Source organism: Promicromonospora sp. NPDC057488 (genome assembly GCF_042802395.1).
In the GTDB taxonomy this organism is placed as follows: domain Bacteria; phylum Actinomycetota; class Actinomycetes; order Actinomycetales; family Cellulomonadaceae; genus Promicromonospora.
Genome location: NZ_JBHVEG010000053.1, coordinates 12850 through 36689 on the forward strand (window position 1 = coordinate 12850; position 23840 = coordinate 36689).

Sequence of the window (23840 nt, forward strand, 5' to 3'; positions counted from 1 at the left end):
ACGTCAGGTGATCGGCACCTCGAGCGGCCGACTACCTGCCGTTCTACCGACCGCGCTGGTCGGAGTCCCGCGCCGCTCGCCCGTCCCGCCGCTCGGCGGGCGTCCCGCACCGCTCGGCGGGCGTCAGCCCGACGTGGTGGAGCGCCAGGTCTCCTCGATCGCGACGATGCGATCGCGCAGCGCCGTGGGGTCGGCATCCGGGGGCACCGGCCCCGCCCCGGCGGCGGCGGCCACCCACGCGGCCCAGGCCTGCCACCGCGGCAGGTAGAGGTCGCGCACCAGGCCGTGCCAGTGCCGGCCCGAGTAGTCGTGCAGGCCGTTGTGCTGTCCGCCCCAGACGCTGACCAGGCTGCGCGCCTCGCGCTCCATCGCGTCTTGCTCGGCTGCGGTGTCGCCCCAGGCGCGGGCGGCGTCGATCCAGGTGCTCACCCGGCTCTCGGGGCGGACGGCGGCCAGCTCGTCGAGCTCCAGCAGGTCGGCCCGCAGGCGGGTCATGTGCTCGCGGACGCCGTCGGGGTTCCCGGCCCGCGCCGCCGAGAGGATGCCGCGCACGTGCACGCGGGTGCCCTGGGCGAGGACGTGCCCGGTCAGGTCGGCGATGTCCGCGTAGAGGACGTCGACCGTCGCATCGTCGTCCCCACCAGGGCCGACGCCCCCGGAGCCGACACCACCAGAGCCGACACCCCCGGCCGTACCCACCCCGCCGTCGGTCGACCGGGTCTGCCGGGACCTCGCGGGGGACAGCAGCGCCCGAGCCGCCGTCAGGTCCCGCACCGCGTCGGCGAGGCGGGGGAGGGCCGCCTCGATCGCGGGGTCGTTCTCGGCGTCGACATTGGACGACGGCGTGGGCGGCTGGGGACCCGAGATCGCCTCGCCGGCGCTGCGCTGGGCCGGAAACGGGAGGCCGGCGCTCCAGGGCCGGGCGATGACCGGCGTCGGGATCGAGCGGGTGCGACCGGGACCGTAGAGCGTAGAGTAAATAGTGTGCCAAGCGCGTAGCGCTCCGTGAGCGGCTTCCTGCACCGGGTCGCCAGCGGCCCCGAAGCCCGTGAGCCCGTACCGGGTGCGCACGAAGCTCTCCAGCCAGGCGTCGAGGCCGGCGGGGGAGTGCGGGGCGTCGTCCCAGGCGAGGTCCGTGGCGAGCTCGTAGAAGATCTCGTTGTTCTCGATCGCCTCGGGGGCCAGGCCGACGCCGCGCAGGTGCGGCACGCCGTCGGGCAGTGTGTGCACGTCCCGGACGAGTCCCGCCAGGTCGCCGAACAGCGCGGGCCGCCTGCCGAAGTTGTGCAGCGCGCACCAGACCCAGGGCCGCCCGGCGAGCGGGGCGCCGTCGGCGAGCAGCGCGGTGTGCAGCGGCACGTGCTCGCCCCAGAGGTCCAGCACCAGCGTGCGGTCGACGGGCACGTCGCCCAGGTACGCGGCCACCCGGTCCGGCGTCCAGAACGCACCCTTGTAGTGGAAGGGCCAGCCCTGTAGCACCCAGACCGGCTCGGGTTCCCCCGTGTCCCGGGCCGCCGCGGCGAGCGCGCGGTACATCCCGCGGCCGGCGGAGCGCAGGTGGTCGACGTCGTCCGACGGCGGCGCGGACTCGATGTACGGGTCCACCGCGTAGAACCCCGTCCCGGGGCCGAGCAGCTCGCGCTGCACCCGCCCGAACGTCGCGTGCAGGTCCTGGAACCGCTCCGACTCCGGGTGCAGCAGCGGGATGCGCCAGCCCTGCCACTCGATCTCGTCGTAGGAGTCCGGGTCGCGGTCCGTGTCGTCCGCGCGGTTCCCGTCGGAAGCGGGGCCGGCGCCGGCGAGCGACGGCGGCACGTGCCCGCCGAACCCAGGCAGCACCGGCGTCATGCCGAGCTCACGCATCCGCGCCAGGATGCGCCGGGCCAGGTCGACGCGGCGCTCGGCCCAGCGGGCGGGCAGCGGGCCGCCGAACGAATGCATGCCGCCCATGAACGTCCACGGGAAGTGCGCGGCGCCGCCGATCCACTCGGCCACCTCGGCGTCGGGCAGCCCGGCCCGGCGGAAGGTCTCGGCCAGCACTGCCTCGTGCGCCACGAGCATGAGCGGGTGCGTGACGCCGTGCAGCGCCATCCAGTCGATCTCGCGCTCCCAGCGGTCCCAGCCCCAGAACGGCGTCGAGTACCCGTAGGTCACCACGTTCAGGTAGTACCGCACGGCGTGCGGCGTCGAGACAGCGGTCCGGGGCGCGTCGGGCAGGGGGCCCGTGCGCACCTGCGGTCCCGCCCCCAGCCACGGTCGCTGCCAGGTGAGGCGTGTGTCCAGGTAGGCCCGCACGTAGCGGGCGAGGGCGACCGAGGCGGCGACGGGGTCCGACGCGCGGATCGTCACGCGCCCACCGGTCGCGACATAGTCGGCCGCGGCCATCTGGCCGGAGGCAGGCGTCTCGGCCGTCTCGTTCGTCCACCCGGCCGGCAACGGCTCGACACGGACGAGTGCGGGATCGAGCCCGGCACGTTCCGCGACGCCGCGGACGGCGTCGGCCCACGACGCGCCCGGCCACGGGCCTGCCCCAGGACCGCTGTCATCAGGACCGCCCGCCTCGGTGCCGCCCGCGCCCGGTGGTGGCTCGTCCGTCACGCCGGCCCCACCGACCCCACCTGCCCCAGCGCCGTCTCCGTCCATGCCGGAAAGTCCACCACGCCCGCCCCGGTGCGCGACTTCTCGGCGGCGAACGCCATGAGGTGGCTGTCCAGTGCCGTCGCGAACGAGAGCTCGCCGGTCCCGACGGTGCCGTCCACCACGGCGCGGCAGAACGCGTCCATCAGGGCGTCGTCCCCGCCCGCGTGCCCCCGGTGGTCGGCCGCGACCGAGTCGGCACGGGCGACCAGCGTGCAGGTCGCGTGCCCCAGGGGCCCGGCGACACCGGAGGCCACCACCTCGACACCGGCCGGCAGCCCCACCGGCAACCGCCCCGCCGGCGAGAACAGGTCGACCCGGATCTCGCCGGAATCCATGTGCCCGTGCAGCTGCCCCCGCGTCCCCGTGATCGTCAGATGCCGGGTGTTCTCCGCGGTGAACGCGCTCGCCGTGAGCGTCGCAGTCAGCCCCGAGCCGAACTCCAGGAGCGTCTGCTGGTGGTCCGCGACGTCGTTGTCGCAGCGGTAGACGCAGCGCCCGTACGGCCCGCGCCGCAGCGCCGCGAGTCTCCCGGCGGGGGAGAGGTCGGAGCCGAGCATCGTCACGGGGTGGCCCATGACGTCGCGCAGGGCGTCCACGTAGTACCTCGGCGCGTAGAACGGGCAGGCCGCCGCCGCGGGGCAGCCGTCGGTGCAGCGTTCCGGGGCGCCAGCCGGTGCGTTCTGACGACGGAAGTGCAGCAGCGACCCCGCGCTGGACACCGTCCGGGGCGCCGCCCCGGCGAGCCAGCGGATCAGGTCCAGGTCGTGGCACGTCTTGGCGAGCACCATGGGGCTGGACTCGGCGGCGTTGCGCCAGTTGCCCCGCACGAACGAGTGCGCGAAGTGCCAGAACCCGATGTTCTCCCGCACCTCGATCGTCGCGAGGTCGCCCAGCGATCCCGCCGCGACGACGGCCCGCACGGCCCGCCAGAACGGCGCGAACCGCAGCACGTGCCCGACGGCGACCCGGGCGCCCGTCCGGCGCACCACGCCGGCCAGGTCGGTCAGCCCCGTGAGCGTCGGCGCGGCGGGCTTCTCCAGCAGCATCGGCAGCCCGGCGTCGGCCACCTCGGCGGCGGCCGCGACGTGGAGCGCGTCCGGCAGGGCGACGAGCACGGCGTCGGGCCGCAGGTGGGCGAGGTCGGCCACCAGGCCGCGCCAGTCGGGGTAGCGGGCCGCCGTCGTGCCGGCCAGGGCGTCCAGCCGGGCCGGCACCGGGTCCGCCACGCCGACGATGCGGGCGCGGTCCGGGTGCGCCCGCACCCAGCGGCCGTAGGCGTCGGCGCCGCGTCCGCCCGCACCGAGCACGGCGAGGCGCAGGGGCTGGTTCATGGTGCGGTCCTCCTCAGGAGCATCGGGCACACCTCATCGTTCGGCCCCCTGGACCAGCCCGGAGACGATGTACCGCTGGGCCAGGAAGAAGATGATCACCACCGGCACGGTCACCGCGATGGACCCGGCCAGCAGCACCGTGACCGGCACCTGGAAGTCGCCGAGCTGCGCGATGCCCAGCGGCGCCGTCCAGAGGTCGCGGTGCTGCACCAGGAACAGCAGGGCGTAGAAGTACTCGTTCCAGGCGATCATGAACACGTAGATCGCGGTGGCCACCACCCCGGGCACCGCGATCGGCAGCACCACGCGGGTCAGGAGCTGGCCCAGCGTGCAGCCGTCCATGATCGCCGCCTCCTCGACGCTGGCCGGCAGCGCCAGGAAGAAGTTCCGCATCATGTACAGCGCGACCGGCACGGTGGCCGCCACGTAGACGATCAGCAGCCCCACCAGCGAGCTGGTCAGGCCCAGCCTGGACAGGATCACGAACTTCGGCACCGCCAGCACGATCCCCGGGAACAGGTAGACCGCCAGGATGATGCCGTTCGTGACGGCCCGCCCCCGGTAGCGCAGCCGGGCGGCCGCGTAGGCGCCGAGCACGCAGACCACGATGCTCACGACCACGGTCCCGACGGCGACGCCGAGCGAGTTCAGCACGAACCGCCCGAGCCCGAACCCGCCGTCGGCCTCGTCGCGCATCGCCGTGGCGAACGCGGACAGGTCCAGGCCCGTCGGCAGCCCCAGCGGGTCACGCGTCACCTCGGCGTACGGCCGCATCGACAGGACGACGCCGTACGCGACCGGCCCCAGCGACCACAGCAGCGCGAGCGCGACGACGACGGCCCGGCCGGCGCGGGCCCCGCGGGTGGGCCGGACGCCGCTCATGACTCCTCCGTCCGCCGGGACAGCAGCACGTACCCCACCAGGAGCACCCCCAGGATCAGGCTCATCAGCAGCCCGAACGCCGCCGCGCTGCCGATGTCGGCCTTGGTCACGAGCTCGGTGTAGACCTTGATGGCCATGACCTGGGTGCTCCCGGCGCCCTCGGTCAGCAGGTAGACGTCGTCGAAGCTCTGGAACGACCAGATGAACCGCAGCAGCAGGAGCAGCAGCGCCACGGCCCGCAGCTGCGGCAGCAGGATGAACCGCAGCGTCTGCCGGCGCCCCGCGCCGTCGAGCGCCGCGGCCTCCTCGATCTCGCCGGGCACCGCCTGCAGCCGCGCGGTCAGGAACAGGAACGCGAGCGGCGCCGACTTCCAGATGTCGAACAGCACCACCACCAGCAGCGCGACCGGCACGGGGACGCCCCAGACCTCGGCGGAGGTGGTGCTGAGGAACCCTACGGGCGTGTCCCACCCGAGGTAGGCGCGGCCGAACGCGTTCACCACGCCGTACTGCGGGTTGAGCATCGTCTTCCAGATGGTCGCCGCGGCCACCACGGGCAGTACGTACGGCACCAGGAGCAGCGCCCGCACCAGGCCGCGCCCGCGGAACGGCCGGCGCAGCGCGAGTGCGAGCGCCAGCCCGACGGCGAGCGACCCGGCCGCCGTCAGGCCCGCGTACAGGACCGTGGTCCACAGGGCGCCCCAGAAGGCCTGCGACGCCATGGCACGCTCGAAGTTGTCCAGCGACCACTCGATCGGCTCGGTGCCCAGGAACGGGATGTCGACCAGCCGGATCTCGGAGAAGCCGAACACGACGACGAGCGCGAACGGCAGCAGCACCACGAGGGCCACGACCGCCAGGGACGGCGAGATGAGCAGCCAACCGGAGCGGTTCTCCCGGCGGGCTCGCCCGGTGGCCACCCTCGTCCCGGCTGCCACCCCCGTCCGGGGCGCCGGCACGCGCGCGGTTCTCACTGGTCCTGCTGCAGCGCCGTCACCTCCGCGGCCATCTGCCGCGTCACCTCGGCGGGGTCGGTGCCGCTGTACAACGGGTCGAGCTGCTGCGCCAGCGTGCCCTGCGTGGCGACCAGCCCCGCGAGCGTCGCGTCGGGCGTGCCCTGGCCCCACCGGTCGACGGCGTCCATGCCCTCGCCCATGGCGGTCACCAGGTCGTCGCCGTACACCTCGGCCACCGACGACTCGACCTTGGGCCCGAAGCCGAGGCCGCCCCAGGCGTCGAGGTACTCGGTGGGGTTCTCAGGGGTGCCGGTGCGCAGCGGGAGGCGGCCCTCGGTGGCCACGGCCAGCGTGTCGGCGTAGCCGGTGCTCAGCATGTACTCGATGTACTGGCGCGCCTCGTCGGCGTGCGCGTGGGCGGGCACCGCGTAGGCGAGCGTGGCGCCGAACTGCGCCGCCTCGTCCGCCGAGCCGCTGGGCGGCTCCAGCACCGTGATGAACCCCGAGCTCTTCGCGAGGAACTCCGGATCGTCGCCGCACTCCTGGCACGACGGCGGCACCGCCTCGTCCAGGTTCGCCAGCTCGTCCAGGATGTGTGTCGAGAACAGCAGCATCGCGGCGTCGCCCGCCAGGTACGCGGCCCGCGCCGACTCGACGTCGTAGTCGCCCGCGACCGACGAGTCGCGCAGCTCCTTGAAGTACCCGGCGGCCTCGGCGCACTCGGGCGAGTCGATGGCCACCTCGCCGTCGGTCACCAGGCTGCAGCCCGCGGACTGGAAGATCGACTCGATCCCCTCGGTGCCCGACGCCGTGCCGGACTGGGTGCCCAGGGCGATGCCGGTGATGTCCAGCTCCTCCTTGACGGCCGTCGCCGCCTGCGCGAGCTCCGCGACCGTGGTGGGCACCTCGACGCCGGCCTCCTCCAGCAGGTCGGTGCGGTAGGCGATCAGGTGCACCCAGCCGTCGCTGGGCACGGCGGCGACGGTGCTCTCGCCGGAGTCCTGCACCGTGACCGCGCCGAGCGCGTTCTGGTTGAACGTGGCGGGGTCCAGCGTGTCCAGGGCCTCATGGACGACGTCGGTGTCGAGCAGCCCCTGGGACTGCCAGGAGGTGACCTGCGAGGCGCCGGCGAGGATCACGTCGGGCACCTCGCCCGAGGCGGCACCGGTCACCAGGGCCTGGTCCTGGTCGGCCGCGGCGAGCGGGACGACGTCGACCTCGATGCCGGTCTCCTGCGTGAACCCCTCCGCGACGGCCTCCTGGGCGGCGACCCGCTCGGGCGTGGACTGCGGCGTCCAGAAGGTGATCGAGTCGGTGGACTCCTGCGCGGGCGCCCCGCACGCGGCGAGGAGCGCGGTGGTGGCGGTCAGTGCGACGACGGCGACGGACGGGCGGATGCGACGGTGCATGATCGGTCCTCCACGGTGCGGGCCTGGCTGTGTGCTGCGGGCACGTACTGGGTGCCCCAGACAATTCACCCAGGTACGTGGCCAGTCAAGGACGACGCGCCGGGGACGCCGGTACGGGCACGTCGACGACGCGAGCGTCGCCGACCTCGGGGGACAGGGCGCCCGCCGAGGCGGCCGCGACGTCCGCGGCCAGGGCCGCCAGCTCGTCAGCCGGGACCAGGAGCCGAAGGTGCGCGACGGCGCCGTAGCTGGGCGGCTCCATGACCGACCCGTGGCCGGAGGCCCAGTCGCGCAGCATGTTGTCGATGCGGCCGGCGTCGGCGTGGGGGACCGGCACCTCGACCTCGCGCAGCAGCTCCCGGCGCAGCAGGGCGCCGGAGGCGGCGGCGTCGTCCAGGGCCGCCGCGACCGCGCCGGAGTAGGCGCGCACCAGGCCGCCGGCGCCGAGCTTCACGCCCCCGAAGTACCGGGTGACGACGGCGACCAGGTCGGTGACGCCGTGGTGGCGCAGCACCTCCAGCATGGGCACCCCGGCGGTGCCGCTGGGCTCGCCGTCGTCGGAGGAGCGGGCCTGGTCCGCGCGGGTGCCCAGCACCATGGCGACGCAGTGGTGCCGCGCGTCCCAGAGCTCCTTGCGCAGGCGCGCGATCACGGCGTCGGCCTCCGCGACGCTGCCGGCCGGGGCGAGGTGGGCCAGGAACCGCGACTTCTTGATGACGAGCTCGTGGTCGACGGGGCGCGCGATGGTGCTGGGGAGGTCCACCGTCAGAGGGTACGCACCACGTCGTCCCGGACCGGCGTTTCCCCTTGATTAATAGTGTGCCAAGCGTAGATTAGAACCATGACCAGTGCCGATGCCACGTCACCACCAGCCAGGGCCGGGGAGCCCGGCCGCTACCCGCGGCCCCCGGTGAGCCTCGAGGAGGCCGAGTGGGTGTGGCGCGAGCTGTCCACGGAGGCGATGCGTCCCGGCGCCAAGCCGGAGGCGGCGCGCCTGGCGGTGATCACGGGGCTGGTGCGGGCGACCGGCTCCCGGTACGGGGACCTGCTGCGCGTGCGGGTCGAGGACATCGACCTCGGGCCGGCGCGGGCGAAGGCGACCGAGGGCAGCGTGCTGGTGCGGCACGGCAAGCACCGCACGCCGCACCGGCACCTGCTGCCGGCGGACTTGGTGGTGCTGCTCCGGCACTGGATGGTGGTGCGCGAGGAGCTGGCGGCCGAGCTGGAGGGCTCGGTGCCGCGGGCGCTGCTGCTGACGGTGCACCACACGCACGACAACGGCACCACGGTCGCCTCGGGCCTGCCGATCACCCGGCAGGGGCTGGTGCTGTCATGGCGCCGGTTCGTGCACCGCACCAACGCGCGCTACGGCGCGCTGCGCCCGCCCCTGCCGACCCGCTTCGAGCAGGTCCGTCGCGCCTGGATCGACGCGGCACGCGAGGACCGCTGACCTCGGCGCGGCGGGGCGGGTCGGCAGGTCGGCAGCGGGGCTCAGGGACGGCTCAGGAGCTGGCGATGCCCAGGAGCGGGGACGTCGCGGTCGACGACGGGAGCTCCGCGAAGCCGTAGCGGTCGTAGAACTTGCGGGCGGCGGTGTTCTCGACGGCGTAGCCGAGGTGCACGCCCGGCACGTCCCGCTCGGCCAGCGCGGCGCGCAGCGTGTCGATGAGGCGCGAGCCCAGGCCGCGGCGCTGCAGCACGGGCAGCAGGTCGATGTGCAGGTGCGCGGGGTGCGTGGTCAGCTCTCCGTTGCGCAGCCCGCGGACCATGCGCTCCGGGTCGGCGCCGTCGCGCAGGAGCTGGGCCTCGGTGTAGCCGGGGTTGGCATCGGTGGCCGGACCGGGCTCCGGGTGGCGGGCGACGAAGCCCGGCGTCCACTCGCGGGCCCACCACTCGGCGAAAGCCTCGGTGTCGGCGGCGGCCACGATGTACCCGGCGGCGCGACCCTCGTGCTCGACCACCCAGGCGAGGTCGGGGGAGTGGTCCACGTAGGGCAGGGCGTAGACCTCGGGCATGAGGTCGTCGGTCGAGTAGACGCCGCGTGCGTCGCCGCCGGCCGCGGCAGTGCGGACGCAGATGTCGGCGACGTCGGCCCGGTCGGCGACGCGGTACTGACGGATGAATGGCTCGGTCACCCGCGACACAGTACCCGCGACTTCATGACCCTCCGGCGGCGCCCGGCGGGACCCCGGCGTCGTTACCCCGAGTTTGCCGCAGGAACACGCCGGTCATGCGTTCGTCACGTGATCGCAATGTGCAATTGTCGACCAAGTTCGTTACGGTCGAATTGTCATGCAGAACCTCGAAGAGGAACTCAAGCACATCCATCCGACCGAGACCACGGTGGCGCTGAGGGAGCCCACCGTCGAAGACGGAGCAGCGATGTGGCGCCTGGCGCGCGACAGCAAGACGCTGGACCTGAACTCGTCCTACGCGTACCTCCTCTGGGCCCGTGACTTCGCCCGGACGTCGGTGGTCGTGACCGTGGACGGCGAGCCCGCGGGGTTCGTCACGGGTTACGTCCGGCCCGACGAGCCGACCACCCTGATGGTCTGGCAGGTGGCCGTCGACCACGCCTACCGCGGACAGCGGCTGGCGTCCCGGATGCTCGCCCACCTGGCGGGTCAGCACCCGGGGTGCACCCACGTCGAGACCACCATCACCTCGGACAACACGGCGTCGATCGCCCTGTTCATGTCCTTCGCGTCGGCCCAGGGTGCGCCCGTCGACGTGCGGACCGTCTTCCCCACGGAGGCGTTCCCTGACGGCCACGACGCGGAGCTCGTGTTCCGCATCGGGCCACTCTCCTGACCTCGTCCCGGTCACCAATCCCCACAGCAGGACCCAGCAGGACAGCAGGACAGCACGACCCTGTACGTACCAGCACGTCCCGAACGACCCCAGCCGAGTCCGGCCACCAGGGCCGGACCGTGGAAAGGAGCCATGCGCCCGAACACAGCCATGCCCACCGACCACCCCACGAGCAGCTCCCCGGAGTCCTCCTCGACGAGCATCTTCGACGAGATCGAGTCCCAGGTCCGCAGCTACTGCCGCAACTGGCCCGCGACGTTCACGACGGCGTCCGGCAGCACCATCCAGGCCGAGGACGGCCGCAGCTATCTCGACTTCTTCGCCGGGGCCGGTGCCCTGAACTACGGGCACAACCACCCCGTCCTGCTGGACGCGCTGGTCGACTACCTGCGCAGCGGCGGGATAGTCCACGCGCTCGACATGCACACGGCGCCCAAACGCGAGTTCCTGACGACGTTCCGGGACCGGATCCTGCGCCCGCGCGACCTGGACTACAGGGTGATGTTCCCCGGGCCCACGGGCACCAACTCGGTGGAGAGCGCGCTCAAGCTCGCCCGCAAGGTGACCGGCCGCCAGCACATCCTGTCGTTCACCAACGCGTTCCACGGGATGACGCTGGGCGCGCTGTCGGTGACCGGAAACTCGATGAAGCGCAACGGCGCGGGCCTGCCGCTGACCAACAGCTCGAAGATCCCGTACGACGACTACTTCTCGGGCGCCACGGAGGACTTCCTGTGGCTCGAGCGGGTGCTGAGCGACAGCGGGTCCGGCGTCGACAAGCCGGCCGCGATCATCGTGGAGTCGGTGCAGGGCGAGGGTGGGCTGAGCGCCGCGCGGCCGGAGTGGCTGCGCGCCCTCTCGGAGCTGTGCCGCGCGCACGGGATCCTGCTCATCCTGGACGACGTGCAGGCCGGCTGCGGCCGCACGGGCGAGTTCTTCAGCTTCGAGGAGTCGGGCATCGTGCCCGACATCGTGTGCCTGTCCAAGTCGATCTCCGGCTTCGGGCTGTCGATGGCGCTCACGCTGATCCGCCCCGAGCTGGACCAGTGGGAGCCGGGCGAGCACAACGGCACGTTCCGCGGCCAGAACACCTCGTTCGTCACGGCCACCGCGGCACTGAACCAGTTCTGGGCCGACGACGAGTTCGCCGCCGGCGTGCGCGACCGCGCCGCCGAGCTGCACGCCGGGCTGGCGCAGATCGCGAGCGGCTACGACGGCGCCGTCGTCAAGGGGCGCGGGTTCCTGACGGGCATCAAGTTCGCCGACCCGTCCGCGGCGTCGAAGATCGCCGCCGCGGCGTACGAGCGCGGCCTGCTGGTCGAGACGTCCGGGCCGGAGGACGAGGTGCTCAAGACCATGCCCGCCCTGACCATCAGCTCCGACGAGCTGCTGTCCGGCATCGACATCATCGCGGCAGCGAGCGCCGAGGTGCTGGGTGCGCCGGTGTACCGGGGTGAGGGCACCGGCGTCGTAGGGAATGACCCCCGAGGAGAGGAGCGCAAGTGATTGTCACTCGACTGGCTGATCTGGAGGGTACCGACCGGGATGTGCGGTCGGAGACGTGGCGGAGCCGGCGGTTCGTGCTGGCGTCGGAGGGGGTGGGTTTCTCGTTCCACGAGACGGTGATGTACGCGGGTACGGAGACGGAGATGTGGTACGCGAACCACATCGAGGCGGTGTACTGCGTGGGTGGTACGGGTGAGCTGGAGAACCGGGAGACCGGTGAGCGTCATCAGATCTCCGACGGGACGATGTATCTCCTGGACGGGAACGAGAAGCACACGATGCGTCCGACGACGGACCTACGGCTGATCTGTACGTTCAACCCGCCGGTGACGGGGCGGGAGGTGCATGACGCGGACGGGGTGTATCCGTTGGTCGTCGAGGAGGAGGCTGCCGTATGACGGCGGGGACCAGGGGTGCGGACCTGTACCCGACGCGGGTGGAGGGTGATGCGGCGGAGCTGCCGCGGCAGGACCGGGTGGTGTGGGGTGGTGCCGCTGACGGCCCGCTGGACCAGGGGGCGCTGGACGGTTTCGACCGGGACGGGTACCTGGTGCTGGAGGACCTGATCACCGCGGAGGAGGTCGACGGGTTCCGGGCGGAGCTGGAGCGGTTGTCGGCGGATCCGGTGGTGCGGGCGGACGAGCGCACGATCGTCGAGGGTAGCTCGCAGCAGGTGCGGACGATCTTCGACGTGCATCGCAGCAGCGAGGTGTTCGCGCGGATCGCGCGGGATCCGCGGGTGGTGGGCCGGGCGCGGCAGATCCTGGGGTCTGACGTGTACGTCCATCAGAGCCGGGTGAACCTGAAGCCGGGTTTCGGTGGTGGTGACTTCGCGTGGCACTCGGACTTCGAGACGTGGCACGCGGAGGACGGGCTGCCGCGGATGCGGACGGTGAGCATCTCGATCTCGTTGACGGACAACTTCTCGTTCAACGGTCCGTTGATGATCATGCCGGGGACGCACCGGACGTATGTGTCGTGCACGGGCCGGACGCCGAACGACAACTACCGGTCGTCGTTGGTGATGCAGAACGCGGGGACGCCGGACGAGGGCATCCTGACGCGGATGGCGGACGAGCACGGGATCGATGTGCTGGCGGGCGGTGCGGGGAGCGCGATCATGTTCGACTGCAACTGCATGCACGGGTCGAACGGCAACATCTCGCCGTATGCCCGGTCGAACATCTTCCTGGTCTACAACAGTGTGAAGAACACGGCGGTGGAGCCGTTCGCGGCGGAGCGTGCGCGGCCGGACTTCCTGGGGAGCCGGGACTTCACTCCGGTGGGCTGAGCGGGTCGGACCGGGTGGGCCCCGGGCGGTACCCCGGTACCCCGGTACCCGCACACGGAAGCGCAGGTCACCTTTTGGTGGCCTGCGCTTCCGTGTGTTCCCTACCGGGGGTCACTCCGTGATGGATCCGGAGGCTGACTCGAGGTGGGCGCGTACGAACCAGTGGAACTGCTCGAGGTCGTGCAGGTGGCCGATGAGCAGGTCGTTGGTGACGTCGTCGAGCTTGGCGGTGGCGTCGGCGGCGTTGCGGTGGGAGGTGATGACGCCGGCGTAGACGTCGTCGAGCGCGGCGAGGTGCTGGATGGCGGGGGCGCGGCCGAGGGCGTAGTCGTCCCAGGTGCGGGCGGCGACCAGGGCGCCGGGGGTGCCGATGGGCACGACGCCGAGGGTGGCGATGCGTTCGGCGATCTCGTCGACCATGGTGCGCACGGCGTCGACCTGCGGGTCGAGCATCTCGTGGACGCCGATGAAGTGGGGGCCCACGACGTTCCAGTGCACGTGCTTGAGGGTCAGGTGCAGGTCGTTCAGCGCGTGCAGCCGCTGCTGCAGGATCTCGGCGACCTCGGCCCCCTGCTCGGGGGTGAGGGACGGGACGGTGTAGCGGGGCAGCTTCGGGGACATGTGGGGTCCTCCTGTTCCGGCCGGCGGTGGGACGCGTCCATCGTCACGCGGTCAGCGGTGAGTCGCCAGCGCGACGAACGCGATGCCGGCGACGCCGAGGGCGGCGAGCAGGACGGTGCCCGGCAGGGTCGTCCCGGCCACGAGCATCGCGAGCGCCGCGAGGAGTGCGGTGCCGCCCAGGACGGCCAGGTCGCGTCGCCAGCCGGTGAGCAGTGCGGCGATCTCGGCGCGGCCGCGGAGCGGGACGTGGGCGGCCCACCAGGTGAGGCGGGCGACGAGGTAGCCCTGGAGTGCGACGAGGAGGGACCACGGGTCGAACGCCTGGCCGTCGTCCCCGCCCGGGGACAGGCCCCAGAAGAGCGCGGCCGCCAGGACGAGGGCGGTGGCTGCTGTCGCGGGGGTGGGGCGTGCCGTCAGGAGGATCGTGAGGAGGCCGGCCAGGGTCCAGACGATCCCGGTGGACAGCTCGGGTGTGCGGGAGGCGGCGGTGAGGAACAGCGTGGGGACGAGCACGAGGAGGGCGAGGCGGAGGGTCCAGCCGCGCAGGGTGGGGCCGGTCTCGACGGTGATCTCGGGCAGGGGGCGCGCGGTGGGGTCGTTGGCCAGGTGCAGGCGGGTCCGCTGCAGGAGGCGGGACCAGTCGGCGGGTCGGGTGGGGTTCATGGGGTGCCCGTCCGTCCGGGGACGTGTCGTTCGGCGGCGCGGGCGAGGGCCTCGAACCGGATGGTGGCCTGGTCGCGTGCGGAGCCGGCCCAGCGGATGACGGGTACGCCCTCCCCGGTGAGGGCGGCGAGCCGGTCGTCGCGTTCGAGGCGGGCGATGCGCCAGGCGATGCGGAGGTGGCTCTCGGTGACGGGGTGGACGTCGGGCAGGGTGTCGATGACGACGACGGGGTGGCCCTTGGCGCGCCAGGTGCGCACGAGGTGCAGGGGTTCGTCGTCGAGCACGGTGGTGAAGAGGTAGACGATGGCGTCGGCGGGGACCTGGGGTGGGCGGACCCGGTGGACGGAGGCGCGGTCCTTGGGGTGGGCGAGGGCCAGGCCGTGCACGATGCGGCGCAGGTGGCGGCGGCCGGATGCGGGCGGCAGGGGGCGGCGTCGGCGGGCGAGGTCTTCGAGGCCGACGCGGTCGCCGCCCTCGACGAGGGCGCGGGCGACGGACGCGGCGGCGTGCCGGGCGAGGTCGAGGGAGGTGGGTTCGTCGACGCGGAGGGTGCCGTACCCGCGCCAGGTGTGCAGGTCGGGTCCGACGTCGTCGCGGGAGTCGACGACGAGCACCGCGGTGGCCTCGGCGGTGGCGTAGGTGCGGCGCACGTAGAGGGTGTCGAGGTCGGGGGAGCGGCGGGCGGTGGTGCGCCAGTCGATGCGGCGCAGGCGGTCGCCCGGGGTGAAGGGGTGGATGTCGCGCAGCTCGGCGCCGTCGCCGAGACGGCGGGAGGAGTGGGGGCCGGTGAGGCCGCGCAGCCGCTGCGGGAGGGGCAGCCTGCCGAGCGGTGCCGCGGCGGGCAGGACGAGGCGGCGCGTGCCGCCGACCTGGACGGGTTCCTGCTCCCAGGTGGCGTGGAGCGAGCCGCGCAGGTCGATCGCGAAGGTGTCCTGCGGCCCGGTGCGGACGGACGACAGGCGCAGCGGCACGTCGCGCGCGGGTGTCGCGTGCAGGGCCACCTCGGTGGTGCGGTGCCCGGCGGCGCCGATGCGCAGGTGGACGACGTCGGCGGCGCCGGGGGCGACGTGGAGCGTGGCGATCAGCTCACCGGCGGTGGCCGAGCCCTCGGGCTCCCGGAGGGTGCCGCGCGGTACCGCCGCGGCGTCGTCGTCAGCGTCGGCGACGGTGCCGGGACCGACGACGCTGCCGGGGCGCCCCGACCGGGCCCAGGCCGCGGCGAGCAGCCCGGGCACGCCGATCAGCGCGAGGTCGGCCCGCCCGGCGAGCACGCCCACGGCGAGCAGGAGGACGCCGGCGGCGACGGCCGCGGTGTACGCGGACGTGAGCTGCCAGCCGCGGCGCCCGTCGGCGCGTTCACCCCGGGAGGTGCGGCCGTCGGAGACGATGACGCCGCCGACGGTCATGCGTTCCGGACCGTGGCGGGGGTCGGCACGGCCCGCAGGAGGTCGGAGACGACGTCCTCGGGGCGGGTCGCGGAGGCCCAGGCGGTCGGGGTGAGCGTGATGCGGTGCGCGAGCACGGGCACCGCGACACGCTTGACGTCCTCGGGCAGCACGTAGTCGCGCCCGTCCAGGACGGCGACGGCACGGGCCAGGAGCACGAGGTTCTGCGACCCGCGGGGTGAGGCCCCGACCTCCAGGGCGGTGTGCCCGCGGGTCGACGCGGCCAGGTCGACGCAGTACCGCACGACGTCGGGGTCCACGGGCACGGCCTCGGTGCCGGCCTGCATGGCGAGCACCGTCGCGGGCTCGACGACCTGGCGCACGGGCGCGGCCTCCTGCCGGCGCGCGAGCCGGCGGGTCAGCACCTCGGCCTCCTGGTCGGCGTCGGGGTAGCCGACGGCGAGGCGCACCATGAACCGGTCGAGCTGCGCCTCGGGCAGCGGGTAGGTGCCCTCGTACTCCACGGGGTTGGACGTGGCCAGCACGTGGAACGGGCTGGGCAGGGCACGGCTGGTGCCCTCGATGGAGACCTGCCGCTCGGCCATCGCCTCCAGGAGCGCCGACTGGGTCTTGGGGGCGGTGCGGTTGATCTCGTCGGCGAGGAACAGGCCGGTGAACACCGGGCCGGGCCGGAACTCGAACGTGCGGGTGGCCGGGTCGAACACCGACGAGCCGGTGATGTCGGCCGGCAGGAGGTCCGGCGTGCACTGCAGGCGCGCGAAGTCGAGGCCCAGCGCCGCGGCCAGGGACCGGGCCGCGAGGGTCTTGCCGAGCCCGGGCACGTCCTCGAACAGCACGTGCCCGCCCGCGAGGATGGTCGCCAGCGCGACCTGGAGCGCGTCGCGCATGCCGACGACGGCGGTGCCGACCTCGGCGAGGACCTGTTCCCCGAGCGCGGCGACGTCGGCGACGGGCAGGGGGTCCGTGGTGCCCGGGCGGACCTCGGCAGGCGTGCCGGTGCGGGCGTCCGGGGTTTCGTTCAGGTCAGGCACGGTTCTCCTCGGGGGTGGCGGAAGGGGCGGGCCCCAGGCGTTCGATCGCGTCGAGCCAGGTCTGCAGGGTCCGGGCCGTCGGCGCCTCGCGGGACGAGAGCTGACGCACCACACGTGCGCCGAGCAGCCGTTCTACCTCGGGCAGCGCGGCCGGGTCGGCAGGATCGACGCCGTGGGCACGGACCCGTTCGGCGGCGAGCGCCCGGACGCGGCGGACGACGCGTTCGGTGACGCGCCCGTCGCGCGTGAAGGTGGACCAGCTCAGGTCGGAGACGTCGTGCCGTCCGCCGGCGCGGGCCTCGGTGACGACGTGGGGCCACTCGGGGTCGGCGACGGTGTTCTCGGTCCTGGCCCACAGGGCGGCCAGGGCGGCGGTGACGGCCGTGGCCGCGGCGGCGTGCCAGGGGTCGATGACCTGCCAGAAGGCGAGCCCGCCGGCGACGATCCCGGCGGTGACCGTGATCGCGACGAGTCGCCGCCAGTTCCAGTGCCGGTTCATCGGCCTCGGGGCTCCTCTCCGGGCTCGGCGTCGGGCCGGTCGGTGCCAGATCGGTCGGTGCCAGATCGGTCGACGTCGAGCGTGCGTGCGATGTCCGCGAGCGCCGTGCGGGCCTGGGTGACGGCGGTGGTGTCGACGGGTCGGTCGGTGAAGCGGGCGCGCTGGTAGAGGGTGCGCAGGCGGGCGGTCGCGTCGGGTGGTGCGGGGGTGGCGGCCAGGACGGTGCTGGTGAACTCGGTGGGGGTCTGGGCGGGGTCGCGGCGGGTGCCGGCGCGTTCTGCTGCTTCTTCGAGGGCTACCCAGGCGGCGACGACGGCGTCGCGGGGGCGGGCGTGTCCTTCGAGGTGGGCGAGGGCGCGGGTGACGGCGTCCTGCAGCTCGGGGAGGTCGATGTCGTCGCCGAGGATGTCGGTGCTGGTGCCGGCGGCGAGGGTGTCGGGGTCGGTGTCGGTGGGTTCTCGGCGGATGTCGAGGAGCTTGCGGACGGCGAGGGTGAGCAGGACGGCGATCAGCAGGCCGACGAGGGTCACGAGGACCAGGACGATCCAGCGGTTGTCGGCCGATTCGGTTCGTTGGCCGGGGGGTGCTTCGGGGGTGCCGGAGGCGACGGGCTGGGACGGTGGGGCCTGGGAGATCTCGACGGTGGGCAGCCGGGGTGTGCCGGTGGTCCAGGGGGTGGCGGTGGCCGCGCCGAGCACTGCGACGACGACGAGCAGGCAGATCAGGGCGAGGCGTGCTCGGGGTGCGGTGCGTGGTGTCGGCTGTGGCATCCGGTGCTGCTTCCCGTCGTGCACGTCGTCGTGCGTCCTGTCGTGTGTCCTGTGCGTCATCCGGTGGTGAGCTGGTGGGCGTGGACGCCCGCGACGGCGGCCGCGACGAAGGAGGCGGGGTCGGCGTCGAGGCCGCGGCCCATGGTGCGCAGCCCGGCGGGGGAGGTGCGCAGGGTGTCGAGGAGGGTGGTGTCGGCGGGGACGTCGACGAGGGTGTGCGGTGTGGTGTCGGCGAGGGTGCGGGCCTGGTCGTGGACGCGGCCGGTCAGGGGTGCGCCCCAGGCGGGCAGGTTCTCGACGTCGGCGGTGGGGACGGGTACGGGGACGTCGGCGGGGGCGAGGGCGACGCGGCCGTAGGCGGTCAGGGAGTGGTGGGAGACGCCGAGGTGGCGGTCGCGGGGGTCGGCGCCGGAGACGCGCAGGGACGCGACGGGGCGGCCGGCGAGGGTGGCGGTGGCGTTGACGGCCTCGCCGGCGGCGACGCCGGAGTAGCCCCAGCGGGTGCCGGTGCCGAGGTTGCCGGGTCCCTGGGTGACGACGGCGACGTCGCACCCGGCGACGTGCCGGGCGGCCAGGAGGCCGGTGTGCACGGTGACGGCCTCGAGGTCGCCGCCGTAGGCCTGGCCCACGGTGACGCAGGTGCTGAGCCAGCCGGTGTCGCGCAGGGCGGCGACGGTGCGGGAGAACGCGGCGGGCAGGGCGCCGCCGTCGGTCATGACGTAGGCGACCTTGAGGTCGCCGGGGTCGCGTCCGGCCGCGGCGGCGGCGTGGCGCAGCCCGGCGACGACGGCGGGCAGGGCGGAGTGCAGGTCGGCGACGACGACGGGCATGCCGTCGAGGCTGTCGGCGTCGGCCAGGGTGGCGTGGTGGGGCGACTCCTGCTCGTCGACGCCGAGCACCATGGTCTGCAGGGGCGTGTACCGGGCCTTGACGAGGTGGCCGGGTCCCACGGCGGGGTCGGCCGGGAGCATGGTGCCGGGTGCGGCCGGGCCGACGACGAGGGCGTACCCGCCGGTGCCGAGGCCGCGGGCCAGCGCGGACACGTTCAGCAGCAGCGCGTCGCCGACGGCGGGCTCACCGACGAGGTCGGTGTAGGCCAGGGCCCGGACCGTCAGCGGTCCGGTCGCGCCGTCCCCGGGCAGGGGCCGGTCGAGCGTCACCTGGAGCTCGAGGGCTCCTCGCCACGACTTGCCTGTGGAAATCACGGTCCCGATCCGCCACGTCATCACACGGTGGAGGTTACCGCCCGATACCGTTGTCCTGATGTCCAGCGACCTGCCCCCCACCTCATCTCCCACGGTGCCACCCGGTGCGTCATCCGGCACGCCGTCGAACCAGGCGCCCAGCTCCGGGCTGAATCCGGCCGAGCGCCTCCTGAACCTCGTCATCGCGCTCGTGAACACGAACGCCGCCATGACCAAGCAACAGGTGCGTACCGCCGTGGCCGGCTACTCCGACGCGCCCAGCGACGAGGCGTTCGAGCGGATGTTCGAGCGGGACAAGGACATGCTGCGCGCCCTGGGCATCCCCGTGGTCACGGTCGGCACCGGCGGGCACACCGACGAGCTCGGGTACCGCATCGACCAGGACGCCTACGCGCTGCCGCCGGTCGACCTCACGCCCGCCGAGCTGGGCGTGCTGTCCCTGGCCGCGCAGTTCTGGCAGGACAAGACGCTGCAGACCGACATCACGCGCGCCATGGTCAAGCTGCGCGCCGCCGGGGCGGGGGACCCGTCGGCCGACGCCCTGGCCGGTCTCGCGCCGTCCGTGCGGGCCGTCGGCGACGCCTACGGGCCCCTCATGGAGGCCATCGAGGCCCGCCGCGTGGTCACGTTCAGCTACCGCGCCGCCTACAACGGGGCCGTGCTCGTCCGGCACGTCGAACCGTGGCGCATCGCCGCCCGCGACGGCGGCTGGTACCTCATGTGCTTCGACCGCGACCGGCAGGCGCCCCGGGTGTTCCGCATGACCCGCATCGAGTCCCGCGTGCGCGTCACCGGACCCGCCGGCGCCTTCGAGGTCCCCGACTTCGAGACCGACGCCATGCTCGGCAAGACCCACGGCGAGATGCGGCAGGCCGTCGTCGCCGTCCGCCCCGAACGGGCCAGCGCGCTGCGCGCCCGCGCCAAGGCCGTGCCCGACGGCGAACGCACCACCTACGACACGCAGCTCACCGCGACCGCCGGCGCCCTGGCCGGCGACCCCGCCGGGTGGGACGTCCTGCAGGTGCCCTACCGGTCCCTGACCGGCATGGCGTCCGAGGCCGCCGGGTACGGCGCCGCGCTCGTCGTCCTGGAACCCGAGGCCGTCCGCGAGGAGACGATCCGGCGGCTGAGAGCCGCGGCCGCGCTCGGCAACCCACCCGGATCGGTCGGCCCGGTCGGGCCCGCGAGCGCCACCTCCGCCACCACCCGTACCGCACCCACGGAGGCCTCCCATGGCTGAGCGCGCCGACGACCGCCTGCTGCGCCTGCTCGGCATCGTCGCCTACCTCGACGGCGCCGGGCCCGTGTCCGTGGCCGACCTCGCGGGCCGGTTCGGCACCACCCCCGCGCAGATCCAGAAGGACGTCGACGCGCTGTGGGTGTCCGGCACCCCGGGGTACTGGCCGGACGACCTGATCGACTTCGACGCCGCCTCCATCGACCGCGGCGTGGTGCACCTGACCGAGGCGCGCGGCATGACGCGGCCCCTGCGGCTCGGTACCCGTGAGGCGGTCGCGCTGGTCGCGGCGCTGCGGGCCATGAAGGCCACGGACGCCGTCCAGGCCGACCCGGCGCGCTCCGCCGTCGTCGAGTCCGCCCTGGGCAAGCTCACCGACGCCACCGGTGAGGCCGCGAGCGCCGTGGACGTGCGGCTCGCACCGGGCGGGGACCGGCAGGTCGTGGCGGCGATCTCGTCGGCGCTGACGAACCGGCACCGGCTGCGGATCCGGTACGTGACGTCGTCGGACGTGGTCAGCGAGCGGGAGGTGGACCCGGTGCGGCTGCACACGCAGGACGAGTTCGCCTACCTCGCGGCGTGGTGCTACCGCGCGGACGCGCCCCGTACGTTCCGGGTGGACCGCATCCTGGAGGCCGTCGAGACGGACGTGCCGGTGCAGGCGCACCCGGGGGAGTCGGGCGCGGAGATCGACTTCGCGGCGCTGTTCGCGGGTGGTTCGTCGCCGCTGGCGACGATCCGGTTCGCGCCGCGGGCGCGGTGGTTCGCGGAGGAGGTGCCGGTCGAGTCCGTGCGCAACCTGCCCGACGGGGACTTCGAGGTGACGCTGCGCGTGACGAACCCGGGGTGGTTGCGCAGCTCCCTGGTGCGGCTGGCGCCGCTGGTGCGTTCGGTCTCGCCGGCGGTCCTGGCGGACGACGTCGCGGGCAGCGCGAGCGAGGCGCTGGCGCTGTACGGGGCGGGTGAGGCGGGCGAAGGCGGGCGCGACGCAGCCACATCGCCCGATCACCACTAGGCTGGGCGACCATGTGGTTCTGGGTATGGACCCTCCTGATCGTGGGGGCCCTCGTCGGAGCGTTCTTTCTGGCCCGTTCTCTGTGGCGATCGGCCAAGGGGCTCCTGGAGGAGCTGGGCCGGGCCTCGCAACGGTTCGGGGAGTCCGCCGACCGGTTGCAGGAGCTGTCCGACCAGGCACGGGAGGCGGCGAGCACACAGCACGCCGGGCCGAGCCTGTTCGACGACGTCACGATCCACTACCAGCGCGTCCACGCGCAGCGGGTGGCGCGTGCGGGCCGGCGGGACGCGCGGCGAGCACGGAACGTGGCGACGTGGCAGAAGTGGAAGCAGTTCAACGAGTAATCACACCCCGCCCGTGGTGTCCCGCTCGTCGTTCCGGGGGTTTCCGGCCCGCCGTGGCGGGTGTCGCTACCTGCCGTCTACCGGGGGGCTACCAATTCGCCCCCCGGATCCGCGTAGGATCGGGCATATCCGCACCACAATCAGCACCGCACCGTAAGGAGTAACCATGGCTGGCGCAATGCAACCGTGGCACTGGATCGTCCTGCTCGTCGTCGTCCTCCTGCTCTTCGGGTCCAGCCGCCTGCCGGGCCTGGCCAAGAGCGTCGGACAGTCGATGAAGATCTTCAAGAAGGAGGTCAAGGACCTGCGCGACGACAAGAACGACGACGGCAACGCTGCCGACAACGCGCCGGGCACCGCGACCAACTCGAGCACCACCGGGACGGGTACCGGTTCAGGAACGGGGTCGACCCCCGGCCTGATCGACCACAAGGACCGCGACATCCCCAAGGCCTGATCGGTGGCACGAACGAGACGGGCGTCCGACGGTCGGATGCCACTGCTCGAGCACCTGCTCGAGCTGCGCAAGAGGTTCGTCCTGATCGCGCTCGGCCTGGTGGTGGGCGCGATCCTGGGGTGGTTGCTGTACGACCCGTTGCTCGTCCTGCTGCAGCGACCCCTGGTCGTGGCGGAGGAGATGCGCGGCAACGAGATGACCCTCAACTTCGCCGGGCCGATGGCGGCACTGGACCTGAAGATCAAGTCGTCGCTGTTCCTTGCCGTGTTCCTCACCTGCCCGTGGTGGCTGTACCAGGTGTGGGCGTTCATCACGCCCGGCCTGAACAGGAACGAGAAGAAGTACGCGTACGGGTTCGTCGGTGCGGCGTTCCCGCTGTTCCTGGGTGGCGCGTACATGGCCTGGCTCGTGTTCCCGCACGCGATCCAGATCCTGTCGGGCTTCCTGCCGGACAACGCGACCGCGTTCACCAACGCGCAGGAGTACCTGTCGCTGGTGATGCGGCTCCTGATCGCGTTCGGGCTCGCGTTCCTGTCCCCGGTGCTGCTCGTGGGCCTGAACTTCGCGGGCCTGATGACGGGCAAGGGGCTGCTGGGCGGCTGGCGGTGGGCGATCCTGGTCGCCTTCACGTTCGCCGCGATCATCACCCCCACGCCGGACGCGCTCACCATGGTCCTGGTGGCGCTGCCGATCTGCGTGCTGTACTTCGCCGCCGTCGGGGTGGCGCTGCTGCACGACAGGCGCGTGGAGAAGCGGCTGGCCGAGGTCGAGGTCTGACGGCCTGAGGTCTGACGGCCTGCGGTCCCCGTGTCGCACGGCGGTGTCATACCGCTGTGTCACACAGGGACCGTAGGCTGTGCACCATGAACGACCTGAGCCCCGCCGAGCGGTACTCGGCCTTCCGGTCCCAGAGCCGTTCGGCGGCTGAGCACCCGGAACTGACCCTCTTCCGGGAGGTCATCGGGTTCGAGCTCGACGACTTCCAGGTCGCCGCCTGCGAGGCCCTGGAACAGGGCCGAGGCGTCCTGGTCGCGGCCCCCACGGGGGCCGGGAAGACCGTCGTCGGCGAGTTCGCGGTCCACCTCGCGCTGGCCTCCGGACGCAAGGCGTTCTACACGACGCCGATCAAGGCCCTGTCCAACCAGAAGTACGCCGACCTGGTACGCCGGCACGGCCCCGAGAACGTCGGCCTGCTCACCGGCGACTCCACCATCAACGGCGAGGCACCCGTGGTCGTGATGACCACCGAGGTGCTGCGCAACATGCTCTACGCCGGGTCCTCGACCCTGGACGGGCTCGCGTACGTCGTCATGGACGAGGTGCACTACCTGGCCGACCGCTTCCGCGGCCCCGTCTGGGAAGAGGTCATCATCCACCTCTCCGACGACGTGCAGCTCGTCTCCCTGAGCGCCACCGTGTCCAACGCCGAGGAGTTCGGCGACTGGCTGGAGATGGTCCGCGGCGACACCGCCGTCGTCGTCTCCGAGCGGCGGCCCGTGCCCCTGTGGCAGCACGTGCTCATGTCGTCGCCCGAACCGCGCGGCAAGCCCCGCATGCTCGACCTGTACGCCGGGCACGTCGACCCGACCGACCCCGGCACCAACCCGCCCATCAACCCCGACCTGACCGCCGCGTTCCGGTCCGGGCGCGGCGGCAACCGCCCCGGAGACCACGGCGGACGAGGCCGCGGGCGCGGCCGGGGCGACCGCGGGTACCGCGGCGGCAACGGCCGCCGCGCCGACCGCCCGAGCGGCGCGATCAACACC

25 protein-coding genes are annotated in these 23840 nt (G+C 73.2%); 11 read left to right on the forward strand and 14 right to left on the reverse strand.

All coding sequences use genetic code 11. From position 1 onward, the window contains the following. Positions 1–123: 123 nt before the first annotated feature. The 6 genes from ACFU5G_RS13210 to ACFU5G_RS13235 form a co-directional block, all read right to left on the reverse strand. Positions 124–2598, reverse strand: coding sequence for an alpha-N-acetylglucosaminidase TIM-barrel domain-containing protein (locus ACFU5G_RS13210; protein WP_377244889.1), 2475 nt, complete (start codon positions 2596–2598; stop codon positions 124–126). Beyond that, positions 2595–3971: a Gfo/Idh/MocA family protein gene (locus tag ACFU5G_RS13215; RefSeq protein WP_377244892.1), complete on the reverse strand. Its 1377-nt coding sequence runs from the start codon at positions 3969–3971 to the stop codon at positions 2595–2597. The genes ACFU5G_RS13210 and ACFU5G_RS13215 overlap by 4 nt, the downstream gene beginning before the upstream one ends. Before the next feature lie 33 nt (positions 3972–4004). Continuing rightward, positions 4005–4853, reverse strand: a complete 849-nt coding sequence (locus ACFU5G_RS13220; RefSeq protein WP_377244895.1) for a carbohydrate ABC transporter permease — start codon at positions 4851–4853, stop codon at positions 4005–4007. Further along, positions 4850–5773, reverse strand: coding sequence for a carbohydrate ABC transporter permease (locus ACFU5G_RS13225; protein WP_377244898.1), 924 nt, complete (start codon positions 5771–5773; stop codon positions 4850–4852). The genes ACFU5G_RS13220 and ACFU5G_RS13225 overlap by 4 nt, the downstream gene beginning before the upstream one ends. A 50-nt stretch (positions 5774–5823) precedes the next feature. Then, complete coding sequence (locus ACFU5G_RS13230; RefSeq protein ID WP_377244901.1) at positions 5824–7218, reverse strand: ABC transporter substrate-binding protein; 1395 nt, start codon at positions 7216–7218, stop codon at positions 5824–5826. 85 nt (positions 7219–7303) lie between these two features. Continuing rightward, on the reverse strand, positions 7304–7981 hold the full coding sequence (locus tag ACFU5G_RS13235) for an IMPACT family protein (protein WP_377244904.1): 678 nt from the start codon (positions 7979–7981) through the stop codon (positions 7304–7306). Positions 7982–8059: 78 nt separating this feature from the next. On the opposite strand from ACFU5G_RS13235, the gene ACFU5G_RS13240 reads away from it, so the two are divergent. Then, entirely contained in the window at positions 8060–8668 is a 609-nt protein-coding gene (locus ACFU5G_RS13240) for a tyrosine-type recombinase/integrase (RefSeq protein WP_377244907.1), read from the forward strand. Between the two features lie 52 nt (positions 8669–8720). On the opposite strand, the gene ACFU5G_RS13245 is transcribed toward ACFU5G_RS13240, so the two are convergent. After that, the gene (locus ACFU5G_RS13245; RefSeq protein ID WP_377244910.1) at positions 8721–9353 is read right to left on the reverse strand and encodes a GNAT family N-acetyltransferase; all 633 of its coding nucleotides are present in this window, start codon (positions 9351–9353) and stop codon (positions 8721–8723) included. A gap of 157 nt (positions 9354–9510) precedes the next feature. Between ACFU5G_RS13245 and ectA the strand changes: the two genes are divergently transcribed. From ectA to thpD, 4 genes are all read left to right on the forward strand, one after another. After that, positions 9511–10029, forward strand: a complete 519-nt coding sequence (ectA, locus tag ACFU5G_RS13250; protein WP_377244913.1) for a diaminobutyrate acetyltransferase — start codon at positions 9511–9513, stop codon at positions 10027–10029. 132 nt (positions 10030–10161) lie between these two features. Then, positions 10162–11535 carry a diaminobutyrate--2-oxoglutarate transaminase gene (ectB, locus tag ACFU5G_RS13255; RefSeq protein WP_377244916.1) on the forward strand — a complete coding sequence of 458 codons (1374 nt, stop codon included), beginning with the start codon at positions 10162–10164 and terminating at the stop codon, positions 11533–11535. Then, positions 11532–11933, forward strand: coding sequence for an ectoine synthase (locus ACFU5G_RS13260; protein WP_377244919.1), 402 nt, complete (start codon positions 11532–11534; stop codon positions 11931–11933). Before ectB ends, ACFU5G_RS13260 begins: the two co-directional genes overlap by 4 nt. After that, complete coding sequence (gene thpD, locus ACFU5G_RS13265) at positions 11930–12826, forward strand: ectoine hydroxylase (protein ID WP_377244922.1); 897 nt, start codon at positions 11930–11932, stop codon at positions 12824–12826. The genes ACFU5G_RS13260 and thpD overlap by 4 nt, the downstream gene beginning before the upstream one ends. A 111-nt stretch (positions 12827–12937) precedes the next feature. Here the strand turns inward: thpD and ACFU5G_RS13270 are convergent, their stop codons facing one another. The 7 genes from ACFU5G_RS13270 to ACFU5G_RS13300 form a co-directional block, all read right to left on the reverse strand. After that, entirely contained in the window at positions 12938–13447 is a 510-nt protein-coding gene (locus tag ACFU5G_RS13270) for a Dps family protein (RefSeq protein ID WP_377244925.1), read from the reverse strand. Positions 13448–13498: 51 nt separating this feature from the next. Continuing rightward, complete coding sequence (locus ACFU5G_RS13275; protein WP_377244928.1) at positions 13499–14110, reverse strand: hypothetical protein; 612 nt, start codon at positions 14108–14110, stop codon at positions 13499–13501. Then, positions 14107–15516 carry a DUF58 domain-containing protein gene (locus tag ACFU5G_RS13280; protein ID WP_377244930.1) on the reverse strand — a complete coding sequence of 470 codons (1410 nt, stop codon included), beginning with the start codon at positions 15514–15516 and terminating at the stop codon, positions 14107–14109. Before ACFU5G_RS13280 ends, ACFU5G_RS13275 begins: the two co-directional genes overlap by 4 nt. Continuing rightward, positions 15513–16472, reverse strand: coding sequence for an AAA family ATPase (locus ACFU5G_RS13285; RefSeq protein WP_377244960.1), 960 nt, complete (start codon positions 16470–16472; stop codon positions 15513–15515). The genes ACFU5G_RS13280 and ACFU5G_RS13285 overlap by 4 nt, the downstream gene beginning before the upstream one ends. 67 nt (positions 16473–16539) lie before the next feature. Next, the gene (locus tag ACFU5G_RS13290; protein WP_377244933.1) at positions 16540–17046 is read right to left on the reverse strand and encodes a hypothetical protein; all 507 of its coding nucleotides are present in this window, start codon (positions 17044–17046) and stop codon (positions 16540–16542) included. Continuing rightward, on the reverse strand, positions 17043–17816 hold the full coding sequence (locus ACFU5G_RS13295; RefSeq protein WP_377244936.1) for a DUF4129 domain-containing protein: 774 nt from the start codon (positions 17814–17816) through the stop codon (positions 17043–17045). Before ACFU5G_RS13295 ends, ACFU5G_RS13290 begins: the two co-directional genes overlap by 4 nt. Positions 17817–17872: 56 nt before the next feature. Next, positions 17873–19045, reverse strand: coding sequence for a DUF3866 family protein (locus tag ACFU5G_RS13300; RefSeq protein ID WP_377244938.1), 1173 nt, complete (start codon positions 19043–19045; stop codon positions 17873–17875). Positions 19046–19079: 34 nt separating this feature from the next. Between ACFU5G_RS13300 and ACFU5G_RS13305 the strand changes: the two genes are divergently transcribed. The 6 genes from ACFU5G_RS13305 to ACFU5G_RS13330 all read left to right on the forward strand — a co-directional run. Further along, positions 19080–20261 carry a helix-turn-helix transcriptional regulator gene (locus tag ACFU5G_RS13305; protein WP_377244941.1) on the forward strand — a complete coding sequence of 394 codons (1182 nt, stop codon included), beginning with the start codon at positions 19080–19082 and terminating at the stop codon, positions 20259–20261. Next, positions 20254–21273 (forward strand): helix-turn-helix transcriptional regulator, encoded by a 1020-nt coding sequence (locus ACFU5G_RS13310; protein WP_377244944.1) that lies wholly within the window; start codon positions 20254–20256, stop codon positions 21271–21273. The genes ACFU5G_RS13305 and ACFU5G_RS13310 overlap by 8 nt, the downstream gene beginning before the upstream one ends. Before the next feature lie 11 nt (positions 21274–21284). Further along, positions 21285–21617 carry a hypothetical protein gene (locus tag ACFU5G_RS13315; RefSeq protein WP_377244946.1) on the forward strand — a complete coding sequence of 111 codons (333 nt, stop codon included), beginning with the start codon at positions 21285–21287 and terminating at the stop codon, positions 21615–21617. Positions 21618–21783: 166 nt separating this feature from the next. Continuing rightward, a complete protein-coding gene (tatA, locus tag ACFU5G_RS13320; RefSeq protein WP_377244949.1) occupies positions 21784–22074 on the forward strand; it encodes a Sec-independent protein translocase subunit TatA in 291 nt (96 codons plus the stop codon). 36 nt (positions 22075–22110) lie between these two features. After that, the gene (gene tatC / locus ACFU5G_RS13325) at positions 22111–22851 is read left to right on the forward strand and encodes a twin-arginine translocase subunit TatC (protein ID WP_377244952.1); all 741 of its coding nucleotides are present in this window, start codon (positions 22111–22113) and stop codon (positions 22849–22851) included. Positions 22852–22937: 86 nt separating this feature from the next. Continuing rightward, positions 22938–23840 (forward strand): DEAD/DEAH box helicase (locus ACFU5G_RS13330; protein ID WP_377244955.1); only part of this gene is annotated, 903 nt, incomplete at its 3' end.

Bases quoted from the DNA above. Each gene is read 5' to 3' on its own strand.
- ACFU5G_RS13220 (WP_377244895.1), bottom strand. From the start codon at position 4,853: ATGAGCGGCGTCCGGCCCACCCGCGGGGCCCGCGCCGGCCGGGCCGTC.
- ACFU5G_RS13230 (WP_377244901.1), bottom strand. From the start codon at position 7,218: ATGCACCGTCGCATCCGCCCGTCCGTCGCCGTCGTCGCACTGACCGCC.
- ectA (WP_377244913.1), top strand. From the start codon at position 9,511: ATGCAGAACCTCGAAGAGGAACTCAAGCACATCCATCCGACCGAGACC.
- ectB (WP_377244916.1), top strand. From the start codon at position 10,162: ATGCGCCCGAACACAGCCATGCCCACCGACCACCCCACGAGCAGCTCC.
- tatA (WP_377244949.1), top strand. From the start codon at position 21,784: ATGGCTGGCGCAATGCAACCGTGGCACTGGATCGTCCTGCTCGTCGTC.
- ACFU5G_RS13275 (WP_377244928.1), bottom strand. From the start codon at position 14,110: ATGAACCCCACCCGACCCGCCGACTGGTCCCGCCTCCTGCAGCGGACC.
- ACFU5G_RS13280 (WP_377244930.1), bottom strand. From the start codon at position 15,516: ATGACCGTCGGCGGCGTCATCGTCTCCGACGGCCGCACCTCCCGGGGT.
- ACFU5G_RS13270 (WP_377244925.1), bottom strand. From the start codon at position 13,447: ATGTCCCCGAAGCTGCCCCGCTACACCGTCCCGTCCCTCACCCCCGAG.
- ACFU5G_RS13290 (WP_377244933.1), bottom strand. From the start codon at position 17,046: ATGAACCGGCACTGGAACTGGCGGCGACTCGTCGCGATCACGGTCACC.
- thpD (WP_377244922.1), top strand. From the start codon at position 11,930: ATGACGGCGGGGACCAGGGGTGCGGACCTGTACCCGACGCGGGTGGAG.
- ACFU5G_RS13215 (WP_377244892.1), bottom strand. From the start codon at position 3,971: ATGAACCAGCCCCTGCGCCTCGCCGTGCTCGGTGCGGGCGGACGCGGC.
- ACFU5G_RS13295 (WP_377244936.1), bottom strand. From the start codon at position 17,816: ATGCCACAGCCGACACCACGCACCGCACCCCGAGCACGCCTCGCCCTG.
- ACFU5G_RS13315 (WP_377244946.1), top strand. From the start codon at position 21,285: ATGTGGTTCTGGGTATGGACCCTCCTGATCGTGGGGGCCCTCGTCGGA.
- ACFU5G_RS13310 (WP_377244944.1), top strand. From the start codon at position 20,254: ATGGCTGAGCGCGCCGACGACCGCCTGCTGCGCCTGCTCGGCATCGTC.
- ACFU5G_RS13305 (WP_377244941.1), top strand. From the start codon at position 19,080: ATGTCCAGCGACCTGCCCCCCACCTCATCTCCCACGGTGCCACCCGGT.
- tatC (WP_377244952.1), top strand. From the start codon at position 22,111: ATGCCACTGCTCGAGCACCTGCTCGAGCTGCGCAAGAGGTTCGTCCTG.
- ACFU5G_RS13240 (WP_377244907.1), top strand. From the start codon at position 8,060: ATGACCAGTGCCGATGCCACGTCACCACCAGCCAGGGCCGGGGAGCCC.